General features: G+C 46.0%; 11 protein-coding genes. 1 reads left to right on the forward strand and 10 read right to left on the reverse strand.

The window, feature by feature from the left end:
• Window positions 1-11 precede the first annotated feature (11 nt).
• The 5 genes from L0M98_RS11090 to L0M98_RS11110 all read right to left on the reverse strand — a co-directional run bounded on the left by L0M98_RS11090 (window position 12) and on the right by L0M98_RS11110 (window position 7,345).
• On the reverse strand, window positions 12-3,665 hold the full coding sequence (locus L0M98_RS11090) for a SusC/RagA family TonB-linked outer membrane protein (RefSeq protein WP_227215907.1): 3,654 nt from the start codon (window positions 3,663-3,665) through the stop codon (window positions 12-14).
• A 79-nt stretch (window positions 3,666-3,744) separates the two neighbouring features.
• Complete coding sequence (locus L0M98_RS11095) at window positions 3,745-4,926, reverse strand: FecR family protein (protein WP_099293671.1); 1,182 nt, start codon at window positions 4,924-4,926, stop codon at window positions 3,745-3,747.
• Between the two features lie 98 nt (window positions 4,927-5,024).
• Window positions 5,025-5,591, reverse strand: coding sequence for a sigma-70 family RNA polymerase sigma factor (locus L0M98_RS11100; protein WP_227215908.1), 567 nt, complete (start codon window positions 5,589-5,591; stop codon window positions 5,025-5,027).
• Window positions 5,592-6,146: 555 nt separating this feature from the next.
• A complete protein-coding gene (locus tag L0M98_RS11105; RefSeq protein ID WP_227215909.1) occupies window positions 6,147-6,719 on the reverse strand; it encodes a fumarylacetoacetate hydrolase family protein in 573 nt (190 codons plus the stop codon).
• A 62-nt stretch (window positions 6,720-6,781) separates the two neighbouring features.
• A complete protein-coding gene (locus L0M98_RS11110; RefSeq protein WP_099293675.1) occupies window positions 6,782-7,345 on the reverse strand; it encodes a nitroreductase family protein in 564 nt (187 codons plus the stop codon).
• A gap of 64 nt (window positions 7,346-7,409) precedes the next feature.
• Between L0M98_RS11110 and L0M98_RS11115 the strand changes: the two genes are divergently transcribed.
• On the forward strand, window positions 7,410-10,241 hold the full coding sequence (locus L0M98_RS11115) for a PD-(D/E)XK nuclease family protein (protein WP_227215910.1): 2,832 nt from the start codon (window positions 7,410-7,412) through the stop codon (window positions 10,239-10,241).
• A 236-nt stretch (window positions 10,242-10,477) separates the two neighbouring features.
• On the opposite strand, the gene L0M98_RS11120 is transcribed toward L0M98_RS11115, so the two are convergent.
• The 5 genes from L0M98_RS11120 to L0M98_RS11140 all read right to left on the reverse strand — a co-directional run bounded on the left by L0M98_RS11120 (window position 10,478) and on the right by L0M98_RS11140 (window position 17,480).
• On the reverse strand, window positions 10,478-10,933 hold the full coding sequence (locus tag L0M98_RS11120; protein WP_227215911.1) for a shikimate kinase: 456 nt from the start codon (window positions 10,931-10,933) through the stop codon (window positions 10,478-10,480).
• A 9-nt stretch (window positions 10,934-10,942) separates the two neighbouring features.
• Window positions 10,943-13,582 (reverse strand): DNA gyrase/topoisomerase IV subunit A, encoded by a 2,640-nt coding sequence (locus L0M98_RS11125; protein WP_227215912.1) that lies wholly within the window; start codon window positions 13,580-13,582, stop codon window positions 10,943-10,945.
• A gap of 83 nt (window positions 13,583-13,665) precedes the next feature.
• On the reverse strand, window positions 13,666-15,498 hold the full coding sequence (locus tag L0M98_RS11130) for a DNA topoisomerase IV subunit B (protein ID WP_227215913.1): 1,833 nt from the start codon (window positions 15,496-15,498) through the stop codon (window positions 13,666-13,668).
• An 85-nt stretch (window positions 15,499-15,583) separates the two neighbouring features.
• Entirely contained in the window at window positions 15,584-16,327 is a 744-nt protein-coding gene (locus L0M98_RS11135) for a biotin--[acetyl-CoA-carboxylase] ligase (RefSeq protein WP_227215914.1), read from the reverse strand.
• Between the two features lie 28 nt (window positions 16,328-16,355).
• Entirely contained in the window at window positions 16,356-17,480 is a 1,125-nt protein-coding gene (locus L0M98_RS11140) for an AAA family ATPase (protein ID WP_227215915.1), read from the reverse strand.
• Window positions 17,481-17,642 lie beyond the last annotated feature (162 nt).

The following is a 17,642-nucleotide window of genomic DNA, read 5'->3' on the forward strand; positions in this document are numbered from 1 at the left end:
CTCGTTATTAATTAAAACCCTAGTTTCACAGCCAAAGTAAATTGCCTTGGTACAGGTAAAGCGACACCGCCGGAACGAGCAAACTCGGGATCCTGACCTTTCAATTTTTTATCGGCATATAGAATACACAAATTCGACGCTGAAACCCTGAAGGAAAGATTCTCGATTTTCCATCCTTTTATCCAATCCTTGGGTATATCATAACTAAGCGTGACCTCTTTCAAGCGGATAAAATCGCCTTTTGCCACACGTTCCGTGCTATAATTATAGGCATTATAAGCTAACTCCAATTCAGGACTATTCTTGTATTGACGATGAGAAATTATAGCCGGTATCTTTGTATATTTTTCGTCTCCGGCAGCCATCCAACGATCGGCAAACTCGTTCGGGATAGCTTCATTATCATAGTAACGATATTTAAAAACAGGATCCAGCCAAATCTTACTCCCGAACTGGTAAGTAAAAAACACGGCTAAACGGAAATCTCCATACTTGAATGAATTATCGAAACCTCCCGTGAACTTCGGATCCGCTGACCCCATGTATTTCAAGAAATCGGTCTTCTGAACTTCTTGCAGGTTCAAATCCGACACCGTAACTTCATGATCCTGATTCAAATAAGTCGGCAATCCCTGACTATTCAAACCTTTAAACGGGATAGCGTACACACCCCTGACAGGCTTTCCCTCCATGGGCGCCCCACTCGGTGATATCAATTGCATCACTTGTGAATTGGAAGCCAGATTCGTGATTTCATTCCTATTGTAAGCAAATGTCAGATTGGTTGTCCACGAGAATTTCGGTCGGATCATATTTTTAGTATTAATCGTCAACTCCACCCCATTGGACTTCATATCCGCATAATTGGCATATTTTAACGACTCCCCGCCAATACCCATCGTGCGCAGGATACCGATCAGATCGAACCCGTTACGGAAATAAACGTCCGTACTCACGCTCACCCGGTTATTCCAAAGACCGAGGTCTGCCCCCAGATTCAACTCGTATTGTTTCTCCCAAGTCAATTCCGAATTTTCCAAAGAGTGAATCACGATCTGATTTTCCTTCTCTGCCTGCGTGGGACGGAAAGAAACATCCCCCATGAACACGGCCTTCGCGTTCGTCGCCGGTCCCATACTTGCCGTCAGACCATACGTGGCACGCAACGTCAGCAAAGAGATATTATCTATATTCTGCATAAAAGACTCTTCCTTCACGTTCCAAGCCCCACTGACATTCCACGTGGGCAACCACCGGGAAGAAGTAGCCTGTCCCATTCTATTCGAACCGTCATAACGCCCGGTTAGGTTTAACGTATACTTTCCCGCCCATGAAAAACTTCCGGTTAAAAACATGGCAACAAAACGATCATACGCGTTCTCCAACCCGAAATACTGATCGTTCCGCTCCAGAATTTGTTTGATAATCCGGTAATCTATAAAAGGAACATTTCCCCGGTCATACTGGATACCGAAACCTTTAGAGTACGTTTCCCGACGATTGGTACTCCGCATTTCCATTCCCGCCATCACATTATACATGTGCCTCTCCGCAATCATTCCCGAATAATTGGTCGTCGCCCGAAAATAATAATTTAACAACCGGTTGTCCGTCCGGTTATAAAATCCCCCCTGCGGCAACACGGAGATAGCCGGCAACCCGGGAGTACTCGGATCATTATACAGGAAATTGTTACTACCGCGCACCGTTGCGTCATAATCAGCGCGATAACATTCCGCCAGATTGGAGCCTTCTTTAATTTTATGCTCCCGCGTGGACTTCACGAATCGTACTGCACCCAGTAACTTGATATCCCACCCGTCCAGCGGGCGAATTTCAAATTCGGCTTGAAATTTCGAATCCAGCATATCAATATCCAGATAATTCAACTTCAACTCCTGTATAATATTAAACGGGGCGTAATTCATCACGTAATATTCCGGGTCCCCGTTCTCGTCATAAGGACGCATCGTGCGACTCGTATTCAGCGCGAAACTAAACGGGTTCAAGTCAAAATTACGCGATATCGAACCGTTCACCGGATCGGTTTCACGTCCTATCGTACCCGGAGCCCTTTGTTTACGATAAGAGTGACTTGTCAGGAAATTGAATTTCAAATATTTATTTATATCAAAGGATGAATTCATATTGGCCGTGTAACGGGAAACGTTATCCCCGATCGTCCATCCCGGATCGTTGAAAAAACTCAAAGAAGCGAAAAAACTGCTTCTCTCCGATCCCACGGAAAAACTAACCGAATGACTCTGTTGTATGGAATTTTTGAACAATATCCCGAACCAATCCGTGTTCACCTTTTCATATTTCGACAAATAACGCATTCTATCCTCAGGCGTATTCTGTAACTCAAACCCGACCTGCGGGTCATAATTATCCAAAGCATCGTACATCTTACGATACACACCTCCTTTAGCCGCACGGGAAACGTCCGCGTAATTCAACCAGCCTTTTTCTTCCAAATCCCGGTAAAACATCATCTGCTGCTGGGAATTCATGATATTATATTCTTGGTACATCGGTTTCACCCGCATCGTGAACTCCCCGGAATAACTCACCCGCATCGAACCTTTACTTCCCCGTTTCGTCGTGATCACGACAACCCCGTTCATGGCACGAGCCCCGTAAAGAGCCGTCGCGGAAGCATCTTTCAAAATCTGTATATTCTCGATATCATCCGAGTTCACCCCCGCGACCGACGAACTGATCAACGTGGCAGCATCTCCCGAAGCCAAGTCATCAGCCGAAACGTCCACGACATCTTCCAGCACGATACCGTCCACCACCCACAGCGGCTTCTGGTCGCCGTAAATGGACGACGCCCCGCGTACCCTCATCTTCGGTGCCGCACCAAAAGAACCCGACACGTTCTGAATCTGTACCCCGGAAGATTTTCCCTGTAACATACGTCCCACGTCATTGGAACCCGCCACCGCCAAATCGGCTGCTTTCACGATGTCGGCAGACCCCGTGAACAGCCGACGGTCAATCTTCTGGTACCCGGTAACTACCACCTCGTCCACCTGCAAGGATTTGTCCTTCATGACAATCGATAAACTCTTTTGTCCCGTGTAAGGAATCTCCTGTGTTTCCATTCCCACGAACGAAAATTGTAAAATCATGCCGGACACCCGGTCAGCCTCGAACTTGAAATTACCGTCAATATCCGTGGCGGCACCGGTTCCCGTACCCTTCACGACGACAGCGACACCCGGAAGTACTTCACCATGTTCATCCTTCACCGTCCCCATGATCGTGACTTTTTTCGGGGGTTCTTGCTTGGCGACCTCTTTTTTCTTGATCACCACGTTATTCCCGTTCACCGTGTAGGTCAGGTTGGTTGCCTTCAAACATGAATCCAACACCTGCAAGGCCGGACGATTCTTCACGTCCACGTTCAAGTTCACGACAGTCTTCACATCCTGTGCCCCGTACATGAACACGTAAACAGTCTGCTTCTGGATTTCCCAGATCACCTGCTCAAGATTCACTTTCGTCATCTTGAGCGTTACATTTTTATTTTGTGCCAGAACAGGATGCGTGACCAGAATCCCCCCCAACAACAAAATAAACAACTTACCTCTCGCTTTCGAACTTTCTTTTAGTAATTTTTTCGTAAACAAAGAGATACCTCCTTCGTTTTTTTTCATACATTTGTAAGATTAAAGTTCAACATACTTTAATTAATTGTAACAAACAAACACGTGGCGAGCTCCAATTCCCCACGTGTTATTTTTTTATAGACACGTAAACCGTATTATTTTCCAACACAACATTTACCAACTCCGTCCGTCTTAACATATCGAGGATGGGAGCGATATTCTCGTACCGGTTGATACATCCGCCCAATTCTACCCGCTTCGATTCTTCATCCAAGAACTCGAACTTCACCCCGTACCAACGGGCTAAATTACGGGCAACCCGTTCCATTGACGTATCTTTGAACTTGATTTCCGCATGATGCCAAGCCGTGTAAAGGCTCACGTCCACCTCACGCGTGTTCAACAAACCGGAAACCCGTTCGTACACGACCTGTTCCCCAGGTACAATCTCGTGCTCGTGTTCACCGCTTTTCACGGCAACCCGCCCTTTCACCAACGTGGTTTCAAAAGAATTTTCGTCATCATACGCCCGCAAATTAAATTCCGTACCTAACACTCTCACGTCCATCCCTTTCGTTTTCACGATAAAAGGATGCAAAGAATCCTTTGCCACGCAGAAATAACCTTCTCCCTCAAATTCAACCACCCGTTCGCCATGGAACCTGACCGGATAACGCAATTTACTCTCCGCGTTCAAGAACACCCGGGTACCGTCCGCCAGAATCATCATATATTCCATCCCGTTCAACGTATGCATTTCATTGTACACGACTATGGTATCCTCCCCTTCATTGCTCCGCGAGTAGTCCAAATGATTGGATTCCTTGTATATGGTTACACCCCCGCTCTCGTCAATAGCTTGATTCCCGTTCTTATCAATCTTCACGATACGCCCGTCCCCCAATACCAAATGTGCCTCTTTGCTCACGTTTATCTCCTGCCGCGCTATCACCTCTTTCTTTTGTACTGAAGGCTGAAGTACATACGCCAGTGTTATAACCAACAATATCCCGGCAGCTACCGCAGCATAACTCATGTATACCCGCGACCGACGACGCCTTTCCTCCATCCTCTTCCTGTCAACCCGTTTCTCCATCAAGTACCACGCAGACTTCACGTCAGCTTCCGCCATACGCTCCAATTTCCGCCCGACAAATCCCTCCTCCGCAAAACGCCGGAAAAGAGCCTCGTTCTCTTCGGATGCAGCTCGCCACTCCTTCAGCAACAAGTCCTCCTCTTCGGTAGGCACATTTGCCAAGTGAGCCGCGATAGCTTTTATAATTTTTCTTTTTTGTTCTTCAGTTTCCATTACTATAAATACAATTCTAGTTTTATATTCTCACTACAACTTCAATTGCATTTAGGGGTAATGAAAATAGCGTTTTTTTTGAAAAAAAATTACACTTATTATCTAAACAACTGATTTAAAAGGAAAAGAAAAAAGAATAAAAGGATGAATATATCTTTTAACGCTTGTCGCAATTTCTGGTAGGCAATCTTTTTCAAGGTATGCAACGTACCATCGGCAATTCCCATTTCCTCGGCAATCTCCGCATTCCGTTTTCCCGCCATCGAACTCGTGATAATGCGGCGCATTTGCGTCGGGAGCGCGTTCACGGCCTTGTACAACAACAACAAAACCTCATTCTCGATCTCGTCCTCCTCGTAGGACTCCGCTCCCGCTTGAAGCATCTCTTGTATATACCGTTCCTCCACCCGTGATTTTTTCAACAAATTAAAACAACGATTTCGTACCGATACATACAGGAATCCCCGCACCTCCGATAAAGTAAAATACTCCTCCTTTGTTTCCCAGTATTTCAACAGCACATCCTGAGCCACGTCCCGACCGGCATCCGTATCCCGGATATATTTCATGGCGAAAGAATAAAGCACCGGATAGTAATCTTCAAAAAATACCCGGAAAGCTTTTTTATCCCCCATTCTTATATCCGATACTATATCACCAGTCATAAATATATTATTATAACAATACAGAATACCACGAAACGAACCTCTTATCCTCGTTCATTTACAACAAAAGTAATTAATATAAAAGAAAAAACAATAACAAAAAGAATTTCTACCTCTCAAAAATACCAAAGTTATTCCGAATACGACCACATGATATCCCCTCGATATTAATTTCCCCGACAAACCAATGGCCTGCCATCCGTGACTATCCCGAATTAAAATCCATCGTTAAAAACATTTACATGATAAAACAATACTGTAAAGATAACACCTACCCACCCTCTTCTCCAACTGTTTTTCACAAATACCCGATGTATTTTCACAAACACCCCAAAAAACGCCATGAACAGCATTCAGGCAATAATCCCCATAATCCACTACAATTATCTATCTAAAAATAGTATAATTTCCTTTCTCTAACCTGTCACTCCCGCTTCAATCACGTCCCCGAACGTCTTTGATACGGGAGTGAAACGAAAGTGATTCGTCTTTGATAAGGGAATACATCGAATTCTCCACGGGTTCTCGTCGGAAATCAATTATATATCCCCAATATTACTTTATATGAAAATCCAACAAACAATCTTCACCCAAAAACATCTGAAGGCGATCGCCGATTTTCAATTCTTTTTGCCGGAAAGAATTTCCACAATAGACTAAATCCCCAATTTTCAACATACAGTATTCAGACATACCGGCAATCAATTTTTCCGGCAACAAAGGAAGGTCGTTCATCTTACCCCGGAAAACTTCCAACTCGTTTACCCGAAAACTATACTCGACATCCCGCAAACCCGAATCGCACTTTTTTAACACGGATACTGCGGCAGCCCCATCAAAACCATAAGCCATGACAGCAGGCAACCCCATGCCCGACAATCTCCGCCCGAAATCATCCGCATAGAATCGGATACCAACGCCGACCTCATCATAATAACGCCCGGCAAAACGCTCCGACACATGCTTACCAATCTTCCCCACCCGTAAAACGACCTGTGGGACACAACTCAATTCCCCAGCAAACGCCGGAATATAGAAATCATCATTATTCCTTAACAAAGCGTTATCCCCGATAACGTCATAAGCCACTTCTCCCGAAGCATTATATTCCGCGCAAAGTAATTTCATAACCGTGAATCCAAAGATTGAACCTCAAAGATGCTCAATCCCCCAATCTTAAATCATAAATCTTAAATCACTAAATCATCTATTCCTCTTTTGGGTACATGATGCGTCCCGTTCGCCTCCCGCCAATACTTGAAATCCCCGTCTTTCATCGGTTCGATCACCACCGTTTCCTTCGGCTTGCCGAGGGCTATCACGTACATGATCTTCAAATGTTCGGGCAATTGTAATATCTCCCGCAAAGCCTCGTTCTTGAATGCCTTGATAATACACCCGCCATACCCTTCTTCCACTGCTCCCAGCAAAATGGTCTGCGCTTGAATCCCGTCGTCACACAGGCAATTCTCCACGATAGAGGTATCCAACAACTGGATCAGATAAGCCGATGGACGCTCGCCTTCCTCCGGACCGTCCCAATCCTTCAAATATCCCGCCCAAGCTAACGTATGAAACACTCTTCCACACATCGCCGCATCTGAAACCGGCTTATATTTCAACGCTTGCGCGTTCCTCCCTGAAGCACAATAACGAGTCAGTTTCACAAATTCGATCAATTCCTCCCGGGAAATCCAAACATCTTGGTAAAACCGACGATAACTCCTGTTTTTCAATAGCAATTCTTTCAACATAAATCCGAACAGATTTTGATATATAAATTGTAAATTTGTTCCGAAACAAAAATAATAATAAAATATGAATTCGTTTCTCCAATTGCTGGCAAAAGATCTGATTCAAAAATACGGGCATGAATTTGACAACCTGACCATTCTGTTCCCGAACAAACGGGCAGGACTCTTTCTTGCCGAAGAATTGGCGCATCTGATCACGAAACCCGTGTGGATGCCCGAAATCCTCACGCTTGGAGAATTTATCGAACGACAAACCGGACTGAAAAAAGCGGAAGAATTACCCCTTATTATAAAACTCTACAAAACGTACCAAGAATATTCCGGCACCACGGAACGATTCGACGATTTCTATTTCTGGGGAAACATGTTACTGGGGGATTTCGACGATATCGACAAATACCTCGTGGACGCCAAAGACCTGTTCTCCAACATCACGGCATTAAAAGAAATCGAGAACGCATTCCCTTACCTCACTCCCGAACAAATAGAATTTATCCAGAGCTTCTGGCGTAGTTTCAATGGCGAAAAATACAGCCGGGAACAACAGGAATTTCTTAACGTATGGGATAAATTATATCCCACCTACAAAAATTTCAAGGCAAAACTAACCGGGGAAAACCTTTGTTACGAGGGTATGGGGCAGCGACTGTTCTGCGAACGATTATCCCACTACCACACGGACAAACAACTCATTTTCGCCGGGTTCAATGCCTTGAACCAGTGTGAAAAAAGAATATTCTCCCACTTCCGGGACAGCGGGCAAGCATCTTTTTACTGGGATTATGACCTCTATTACTCGGCAAACGAAAATCACGAGGCGGGACACTATATCCGGGAAAACATGAAACTGTTTCCCAACGCCTTGGGACTGGAACATTTCAACAACTTTCGCTACAACAATAAAGAGGTAGAATACATCTCCGTTCCCTCCACCATCGGACAAGCCAAACTACTTCCCGTGCTCGTGGAGCAACTCCATCCCCAACCGCGAAAGACATATACCGACACGGCTATCGTCCTTTGCGACGAAACGCTGCTCACCCCCGTGATTCATTCAATCCCTCACTCGATTGACAAAATCAATATTACCATGGGGTATCCGGCACAAAACACCTCCGTGGCAGCACTAATCGGCATGCTGGGCGACCTAAAACGTTACGCCAAGCAAGTGGACGGCGCCACGCACTATTACTACAAACCGGTCATCGCCCTCCTCAACCATAAACTGATTAAAAGCAGTTGCCCGAATGACATCCCGGAAATCACGAACTACATCAACACGAACAACATCGTGTACGTGGCAGAAAAAAGCCTCCAATTCAGCGACATCACCCGCACCATCTTTTCTTCCTCCACGGAAAGCCTGCCGGACTACCTTCTGAATATCTTGAAAAAAATGATTGCCGCCTTCCGACCGGAAGAACAGGAAGGACTGGCTATCGAGAAAGAATTTCTTTTCACGGTCTTCACCGCCATACAGGGGATACAAAACACGTTCCGGGAAGAAAACATCGTCCCGGAAGACAAATTCTATCTACAGGTCATCAACAAAATCCTGCAAGGAATATCCATTCCTTTCTCCGGCGAACCACTGGAAGGCATGCAAATCATGGGACTCATGGAAACCCGTATGCTGGATTTCAAAAACTTGATTATCCTCTCCGCCAACGAAGGTGTCCTCCCGAAAAGCGGACACGCCTCGTCCTTTATCCCGTATAACTTGCGTCTGGGATTCGGGCTCCCTACACCGGAACACATGGATGCCCTGTTCGCGTATTATTTCTATCGTTTGCTGCAACGGGCAGAACACGTGAAAATCCTTTACACGGATGTTACCAAGGGAATGACCAGCGGGGAAATGAGCCGTTTTCTTTACCAGATGAAATACGAATCGGGCTTACCCATCCGGGAAACCCATTTCCAAAATAATATTTCCGTGCAGGACAATCCTGTTATTTCCATCTCGAAAAACAAGGCCATTCTGGAAAAGCTGCATCGCTACACGCTTCCCGACGAACGAGGAATCTCCCCGTCGGCACTAAACACTTACATGGAATGTCATCTGAAATTCTATTTTAAATATATAGCCGGGATTAAAGAGAAAGAAGAGATAGCCGAGGAACTCGACCAACGGCTGCTAGGTACCATATTCCACCAGAGCACCCAATCCCTCTACCAAACCTTCCCGAATGGCGAAATCACGGAAGAGGGGCTCGACTCCTTGATGCAAAATGACACACTGATAGAGGAACATATTCGCCAGTCCTACCTGCAACTATACGACTCCACGGTATCGCGCATGCTCGAAAGCGGTGCGAACGAACTTGTACTTTCCGTCGTGAAAAAGTACGTGAAAAAAGTCCTTGAATACGATAAAACCCTATGCCCCTTCCAGCTGATTTCCATGGAGAGGAAATACCGGATGTCACTCGAGATTAACACGCTCGAGCACCCGCTTGTCATTCACGTGGAAGGAGATATCGACCGGGTAGACCGGACAGACCGGGGAACACGAGTCATCGACTATAAAACCGGGGCAGACAAGACCGAATTCAAAGACCTCCCTTCTATCTTTGACTCCAACAACAGGCAACGCAACAAAGCAGCTTTCCAAACCCTGTTGTATTGCATGATGTACGAGCACGAGAATCCCGGTACAGACCCTATTTTACCCGGTATATACAGCACCAAACTACTGTTTACCCCGAACTATACCTACTCGCTGAAATGCAACAAGGAACCCATTCACCGTTTCAAACCTTACGAACCGGAATTTCAAGCCCTGCTAACCGAGTTGCTCGAGCAATTATTCTCCCCCGACGTCCCGTTCACCCAAACGGAACTCCCGGAAAAATGCCGCCATTGCTCTTATAACGAGATATGTAAACGGGGATAGCATCGCCCTCCCCACCAAAGAGACATTCCTACCGAAGTCCCAACACAATCCTACCCAAGAACTACCCAAATCATCCCCTACATAGCTTGCACCCGTGCTTTTTCCACGACCTTTCTACTATGGAGAATATAGAATATCCACAAATTCATCGCGGCATCAACGAAGCTAGGGTATGATTACGGTATTACTTGGGTAGTTCTTCGGTAGGCTCTCAGTAGGTTTACCCGGGAAAAACTTTACAATCTCTCTTTCGCCATCAAATAAAAAGGAAGCCGGGAGTCGAGATGCTTTTTCACGTGACTCTCCAACTCTTCATCGGAAAGTCCCGCCAACAGGGGACGTGTTGCCCGCTGCTCCCGCAAACGTCCGATAATCACAGGCAAAGACGTATCTAAAAATAACGTGTGTCCCGCCGCATTCATGCGCTCCATGTTATCAAAAAAACACACCGTTCCCCCTCCCGTTGCCAGCACGAAATCATCCCCCCGGGCACAAAACTCTCGCAAGACATCCCGTTCCAACTCGCGAAAATACCCCTCTCCCTTACGAGCAAAAATATCCGGTATACAGCATCCGGCTCTTTCCTCCACGAGGGAGTCCAAATCCCGGAAAGGGATTCCCTTTTCTTCGGCCAATTCCCTCCCGAACGTGGTCTTGCCACTCGCCATATACCCGACAATGAAGAATTTCATAACCGTCAATTACTCGAAGTCCAGCTTCATCTGCGACTCGTCACTCAACATATCGGGATTCGTGATTTCGAAATCGACATCCGTGCCACCTTCTTCCGGCTTCTCCTCTTCCCCGCTATCTAAAGGTTCTATTTCCCGGATCTCCTTCACCTCGTAAGTTGTCAAACGCTTACCTCGTGCCTTATATGACTTTTCCGCGATAAACTCATCCGCAACAATCGCTTCCGCCGGACGATTCTCGTAACGACCGCCAAACACAATCTCGAACCGGGGACGTTTCTCCCCGCTCAAGCATACCAGATAGGAACCTTCACTCTCCCCGATAAACGAGGTAATTCTCACCATATCCTCAAACCGAAAACGCTTCAGGTAATAGTATTGCTGCTCGGCATCAAAGAACACTGCCGACCATACTTTCTCGGAATCAAATTTTTCAAATACAAGATATCCCTCCTCGTAGTGGTTGCTCAAATCATAATCGGAGGTATTATATGTACCGTTTTTATTCGCCACCAGTATCCGGTCATCTCCTTGGAATTCGCCGACATAGCGTCCCCGACCGTCCGTGTTCAAACGCAACACGTCCTCGTCCAGCCATATCTTGCGCCCTCCCAAGGTTGAAGCCCCTTTCTGTACCAGCGATATTTTGTGTATATCATTCTTGCTCAACAAATTTCCTTGAGAATCACGTCCCTTGATCGTCAACGTGGCAAAATCATACTCGGAAACCAGTTTCTTCATTCCCGGCTTCGGTTTCAGACATACCTTGATCACTTCCGCCTCCCCGTTCGGGTTAGCGCTGAAATACAGTACGCGGGAACCTGCCGCCCCTTTGGTCAGATTATACTGCTTGTCGCGGGTAATCCCCGTCACGCAAAATCGCTTTACGTACGACGGCCCGTATTTCCCATCCCGGTAAGCCACGTTATATATCGTGCGCTTGTCGTTCTTCTTGAAAACATTCACGTGCAACACGTCCTTACCCACGAACAGCTTATCCGCCACCTTCGTCACGTAATAGGTACCGTCTTTACGGAAAATAATCACATCGTCAATATCCGAACATTCGCAGATAAACTCGTCTTTCTTCAACGCTGTACCGACAAATCCCTCTTCCCGGTTGATATACAACTTCTCGTTTGCCACTACCACTTTCGTTGCCTCTATATTCTCGAAATTACGAATCTCCGTGAGGCGCTCCCGTCCCTTGCCGTATTTCGCCTTGATTCGCTTGTAATACTCGATCGAGTAAGGAATAATATGCTCTATATCGTGTTTCACCCGGGCAATCTCATCTTCCAATCCCTTGATATAATTCTCAGCCTGCTCGGAATTGAATTTCAAGATACGCTTCATCTTGATTTCCAGCAACTGCTTGATATCATCATCCGTCACGGGACGAATCAGATGCGCTATAAACGGCTCCAAACGCTTGCGTACATGCACGACAACTTCCTCTACCGATCCGCTCTCCTCGAATTCCTTGTCTTTATATATTCGCTCCTCGATAAAAATCTTCTCCAAGGAAGAATATTGCCAATCGGTTTCCAACTCTCCCAACTTGATCTTCAACTCCAACAACAACAGGGCAACCGTATCGTCCACCGATTTCCGTAAAATGTCGGACACGGGCATAAAGACAGGCTTGTCGTTCTCTATCACGCACGAGTTCGGTGATATGGAAAGCTCGCAATCCGTGCAGGCGTACAAAGCATCTATCGTCTTGTCCGACGACACGCCCGCCGCCAGATGTACCAGAATCTCCACGTTTGCCGCCGTGTTATCGTCAATCTTCTTGATTTTGATTTTTCCCTTCTCGTTCGCCTTCAGTATTGAATCAATCAATGCCGTGGTTGTACGCCCGAAAGGGATCTCTGTAATACGCAATAACTTATTTCCCGCGTCTTTCTCGATACGGGCACGAATCTTCACGCTTCCACCCCGCAGACCGTCATTATACTTCGACACGTCAACCATACCTCCCGTCGGGAAATCCGGGTACAACACGAACTCCTCCCCGCGCAGGTAAGCCACGCAAGCATCTATCAACTCGTTGAAATTATGCGGCAAAATCTTGGATGCCAACCCCACGGCGATACCTTCCACTCCCTGTGCCAACAGCAACGGGAACTTGATGGGCAACGTGACCGGCTCTCTCTTGCGACCGTCATACGACAATTTCCAATTCGTGGTCTTCGGGTTAAAAGCCACTTCCAACGCGAATTTCGACAAACGAGCCTCGATATAACGTCCCGCGGCGGCATCGTCCCCGGTGAGAATATTTCCCCAGTTTCCCTGACAGTCCACCAGCAGATTCTTCTGCCCCAACTGCACCAGAGCATCCTTGATAGAAGCATCCCCGTGCGGGTGATACGACATCGTGCTCCCCACGATATTCGCCACCTTGTTATAACGCCCGTCATCCATCTCCCGCATGGCATGCAGTATACGACGCTGCACGGGCTTCAACCCGTCGTTCACGTAAGGCACGGCACGTTCCAGAATCACGTAGGAAGCGTAATCCAAAAACCACTTCTCGAACATTCCCGACAGATGCTGAATCGACCGCACCCGCCCGTTCTCCTCGTGATGTTCCGGTTCTTGAGGCACCACATCCTCTACTTCCTCGTTATTTATCTCTTCGCTCATACAAATTGAAAATTGAAAATTGAAAATTGAAAATGAATCACCTCATCCCAATTCCTAAATCTAAAATTTAAAATCTAAAATTATTAGATTTCATCCTTCTCCACGTACAAGTTATCAATAATAAAATCTTGTCGCTCGCTCGTGTTTTTACCCATATAATAAGACAAAATCGTCCCTATAGGGTCTTGCTTGGTCATGCGTACCGGTTCCAGACGAATATCTTTCCCGATAAACCCGCCGAACTCGTCCGGTGAAATCTCTCCCAAACCTTTAAAGCGCGTGATTTCCGGTTTCGGACCCAGTTGTTTAATCGCCTTCTCACGCTCCGCGTCGGAGTAACAATACCGTGTTTCTTTCTTGTTGCGCACCCGAAATAACGGGGTCTGCAAAATGTAAAGATGACCGGAACGCACCACATCCGGGAAAAACTGCAAGAAAAAGGTCAACAACAACAAACGGATATGCATCCCGTCCACATCGGCATCCGTCGCTATGATGATATTATTATAGCGCAACTCCTCTATCCCGTTCTCGATATTCAAAGCCGCCTGCAAGAGATTGAACTCCTCGTTCTCGTACACGATTTTTTTAGTCAAACCAAACGAATTCAACGGTTTCCCTCGCAAACTGAACACGGCTTGCGTGTTCACGTCCCGCGACTTCGTGATCGACCCGCTCGCGGAATCTCCCTCGGTGATAAATATCGACGATTCCGTCTTCCGCTCGTGGTTCGAATTAAAATGTACCCGACAATCCCTCAATTTCCGGTTGTGCAGGCTCACCTGTTTTGCCCGCTCCCGCGCAATCTTCTGTATACCGGACATCGCCTTGCGCTCCTTCTCGGTTTCCACGATCTTGCGCAGCAACAACTCCGCCGTATCCGGATTCCGATGCAAGTAGTTATCCAACTCCTTTGTCACGAAATCCATAATAAAATTACGTACAGAGGGTCCTTCCGGGGCAATATCTTTTGACCCCAGTTTAGTTTTCGTCTGTGACTCAAACATCGGTTCCTGTACCTTTATACTGATTGCCGCAATAATCGACGTGCGAATATCGGCTAAATCAAAATCTTTCTTGTAAAAATCACGAATGGTCTTCACCACGGCTTCCCGGAACGCGATCAGATGCGTACCGCCCTGCGTCGTGTGCTGACCGTTCACGAAAGAATAATATTCCTCCCCGTACTGCCGCCCGTGCGTCATTGCCATCTCGATATCCGTCCCTTTCAAGTGAATAATGGGGTAAATCCCCTCACCACTCATGTTCTCGGACAACAAATCATAAAGTCCCCGTTTCGAATGAAACTTCTGACCGTTAAAAACAATCGTGAGCCCGGAATTCAAGAACACGTAATTCTTGAACATCGATTCCAGATAATCCGAAATGAAGTGATAATTCCCGAATAACTCCTTATCGGCAATAAAAGTCACCAACGTACCGTTCGGCTCATTCGTCGGTTCAATCTCCCGTTCCTCCACGATCAGCGCCTTGCTATAACACACTCGCTTCGTTTCCCCGTCCCGGAATGATTGTATAATAAAACTCTCGGAAAGCGCATTCACCGCTTTTATCCCGACACCATTCAACCCCACGGATTTCTTGAAAGCCTCGGAATCATACTTCGCCCCCGTGTTCATCTTCGACGACACGTCAATCAGCTTGCCGAGAGGTATCCCGCGCCCGAAGTCCCGTACCGAAACCGTACGTTCCTCCACCGTGATAATAATCTCGCTTCCCGCACCCATCGCGAACTCGTCGATACTATTATCCACTACCTCTTTAACCAGTATATATATTCCGTCGTCCATCGCTGCACCATCGCCCAACTTCCCTATATACATACCGGGACGCAAACGTATATGTTCCCTCCAGTCCAGCGTACGAATAGAATCTTCCGAATAATTCTCTACCATATGTCCTCCATGTTTTGCACAAAAATAATCAAAACTCCGCAATTTAAAATCTAAAATCTAAAATTTAAAATCATAAATCGTAAATCTAAAACAGATACGTGATTTCCTTAAACCCGTAAACCCGTTCCATCCCCCCCGTATCCTTCAAAACAAGCTGCCCGTATTCGTTTATCCCCGTGACAGACGCCTTGAATCTTCCGTTCTCGTCCTCCCAATCGAACACCCCCGAACGCCGATACATCACTTGCAGGAAATCCCGTTCCAAAGCCGCATAATCATACACCTGTCCGTACCGCTTCCCGATACACTCCAACAGCTCCTCCAACGCCCGTTCCACTGGAATCTCCTTACCAATAAGTTGAAATAAAGACACCGGATTCGGTGCATCCGACAGGAAGCCGGACTGATTAATATTCACCCCGATTCCACACAACGAGCCCCCCACGTACGGTCCCATGATAACGTGTTCTATCAAAATACCCGATATTTTCTTATCCCCCACGTAAATATCATTCGGCCATTTCACGGTACATCCTTCCGTGTACCGGGAAATAAAATCGCAAGCCCCCAAGGCAATCACCATCGAAACGGCAAACTGCTCCACCGCCGACAACTCCTCCGGTCGCAATACCACTGTCATCGAAATATTTTTCCCCGGTTCACTCTCCCAATGGTTCCCGACTTGCCCCCGTCCCCGCATCTGCCTGTGTGTCATCACCACCATTTTATCCTCCAACACATTCCATCCCAACTTCTCCGCCTGATTATTCGTCGAATCCAACTCCTCGTACTCCAATACCCGAAATCCACTTACTTGATATTCACGCATAATTTCACTTTACATTTAAATATAACAATCACCACTTCTGCCTTTCAAGCCAGATTTTAAGAATCGGATCTGCTATAAAATATCCCTCCTGACGAAACTCAACTAATTCTTTTTCTACCATCGACTTACGCAATCTACTTATATTTGAACTCGATCCTAGATTGTATTCCGAAAGAACGGTAGCTATTCCGAACTCCTTATGAATCCCAGCCAAAATAGCCCGAAGGAAATTCATTTGATAAGTCGTCAACAATTCGGTTTGTTGCGTGAAAAGAGGCGTATTCTCGTCCAACAACTCGTTCAAAGCCCGAGCTACCCCTTCCCGTGTTGCCACTTTTTCCGTCTCCAAAAGAGTAAGCCAAGCCAGCTGTTGCACATAGGACGAATGATTTTCTACAATTCGACAAATCTCAGCAGCCAACTCTTCTGATATCACCCTATCAACTTTTTTGAATTGTTTACATATATAAGGAACCCAAACCTCTGTCGGAATCAATTTTAGATTAATTATATCCCCGAACTTATAAAAAGGCAAACTCCTCTTCTGGAACAATTCATCCATCAAATGTTTTCTACTTCCCAAAAGACAATAAGACACCCTCGAATTATGCTGCCACGCCAAACGCATTTTCTTCTGAACAATCACAGAATCGGGAAACTCTCCGATCTGTTGAAACTCATCGATACAAATCACAATCTGTATACCCTTTTTTTGAGCAATGCGCTCCGGCAACTGCAAAACTTCCTCTGCCGAATGTGTTTTTGACGTAATACCTAAAGAAACAGAATAATCCGAATCCGGTCCCACGCTAAACGCGAATTTCGGTGTTAATCTTGAAATAAACTCGTAAGCAATATCTTTCCACTCGTCAAAACGAGATGAAGTCTGTTTCAAAACAGCCTCGGCAAACATATTATAAAAGTCATATTCGCTCCGGCAAGGAAATATATCAACATAAATCACGCGCAATTTATCCGATTCCACTATCGCTTTCACTTTCTTTATCAAAGATGTTTTTCCCCAACGCCTCGGGGAAGAGAGGATCGTGTTTATCCCATTCTTAAAATTAGAGGAAAGACAGTGTATCTCTTTTTCTCGTCCGATGAAATTCTCCCCGCTTACCGCAACTCCAAATATGAATTCTTTTGCCATAATTACTCTATTAATAGCTATATTTACAACAAAGATAGAATTTTTCCTGAACTTACACAAGTTTGTGTAACACAAACTTGTGTAAGTTCTTTTTTCGTTTGAAATCAGATATACTCCCGGCTGATTTATCCCGAACAAGGATAGGAATACACATACGAAATC

It is taken from the genome of Butyricimonas sp. DFI.6.44, from assembly GCF_022132345.1.
GTDB classification, from domain to species: Bacteria; Bacteroidota; Bacteroidia; order Bacteroidales; family Marinifilaceae; genus Butyricimonas; species Butyricimonas muris.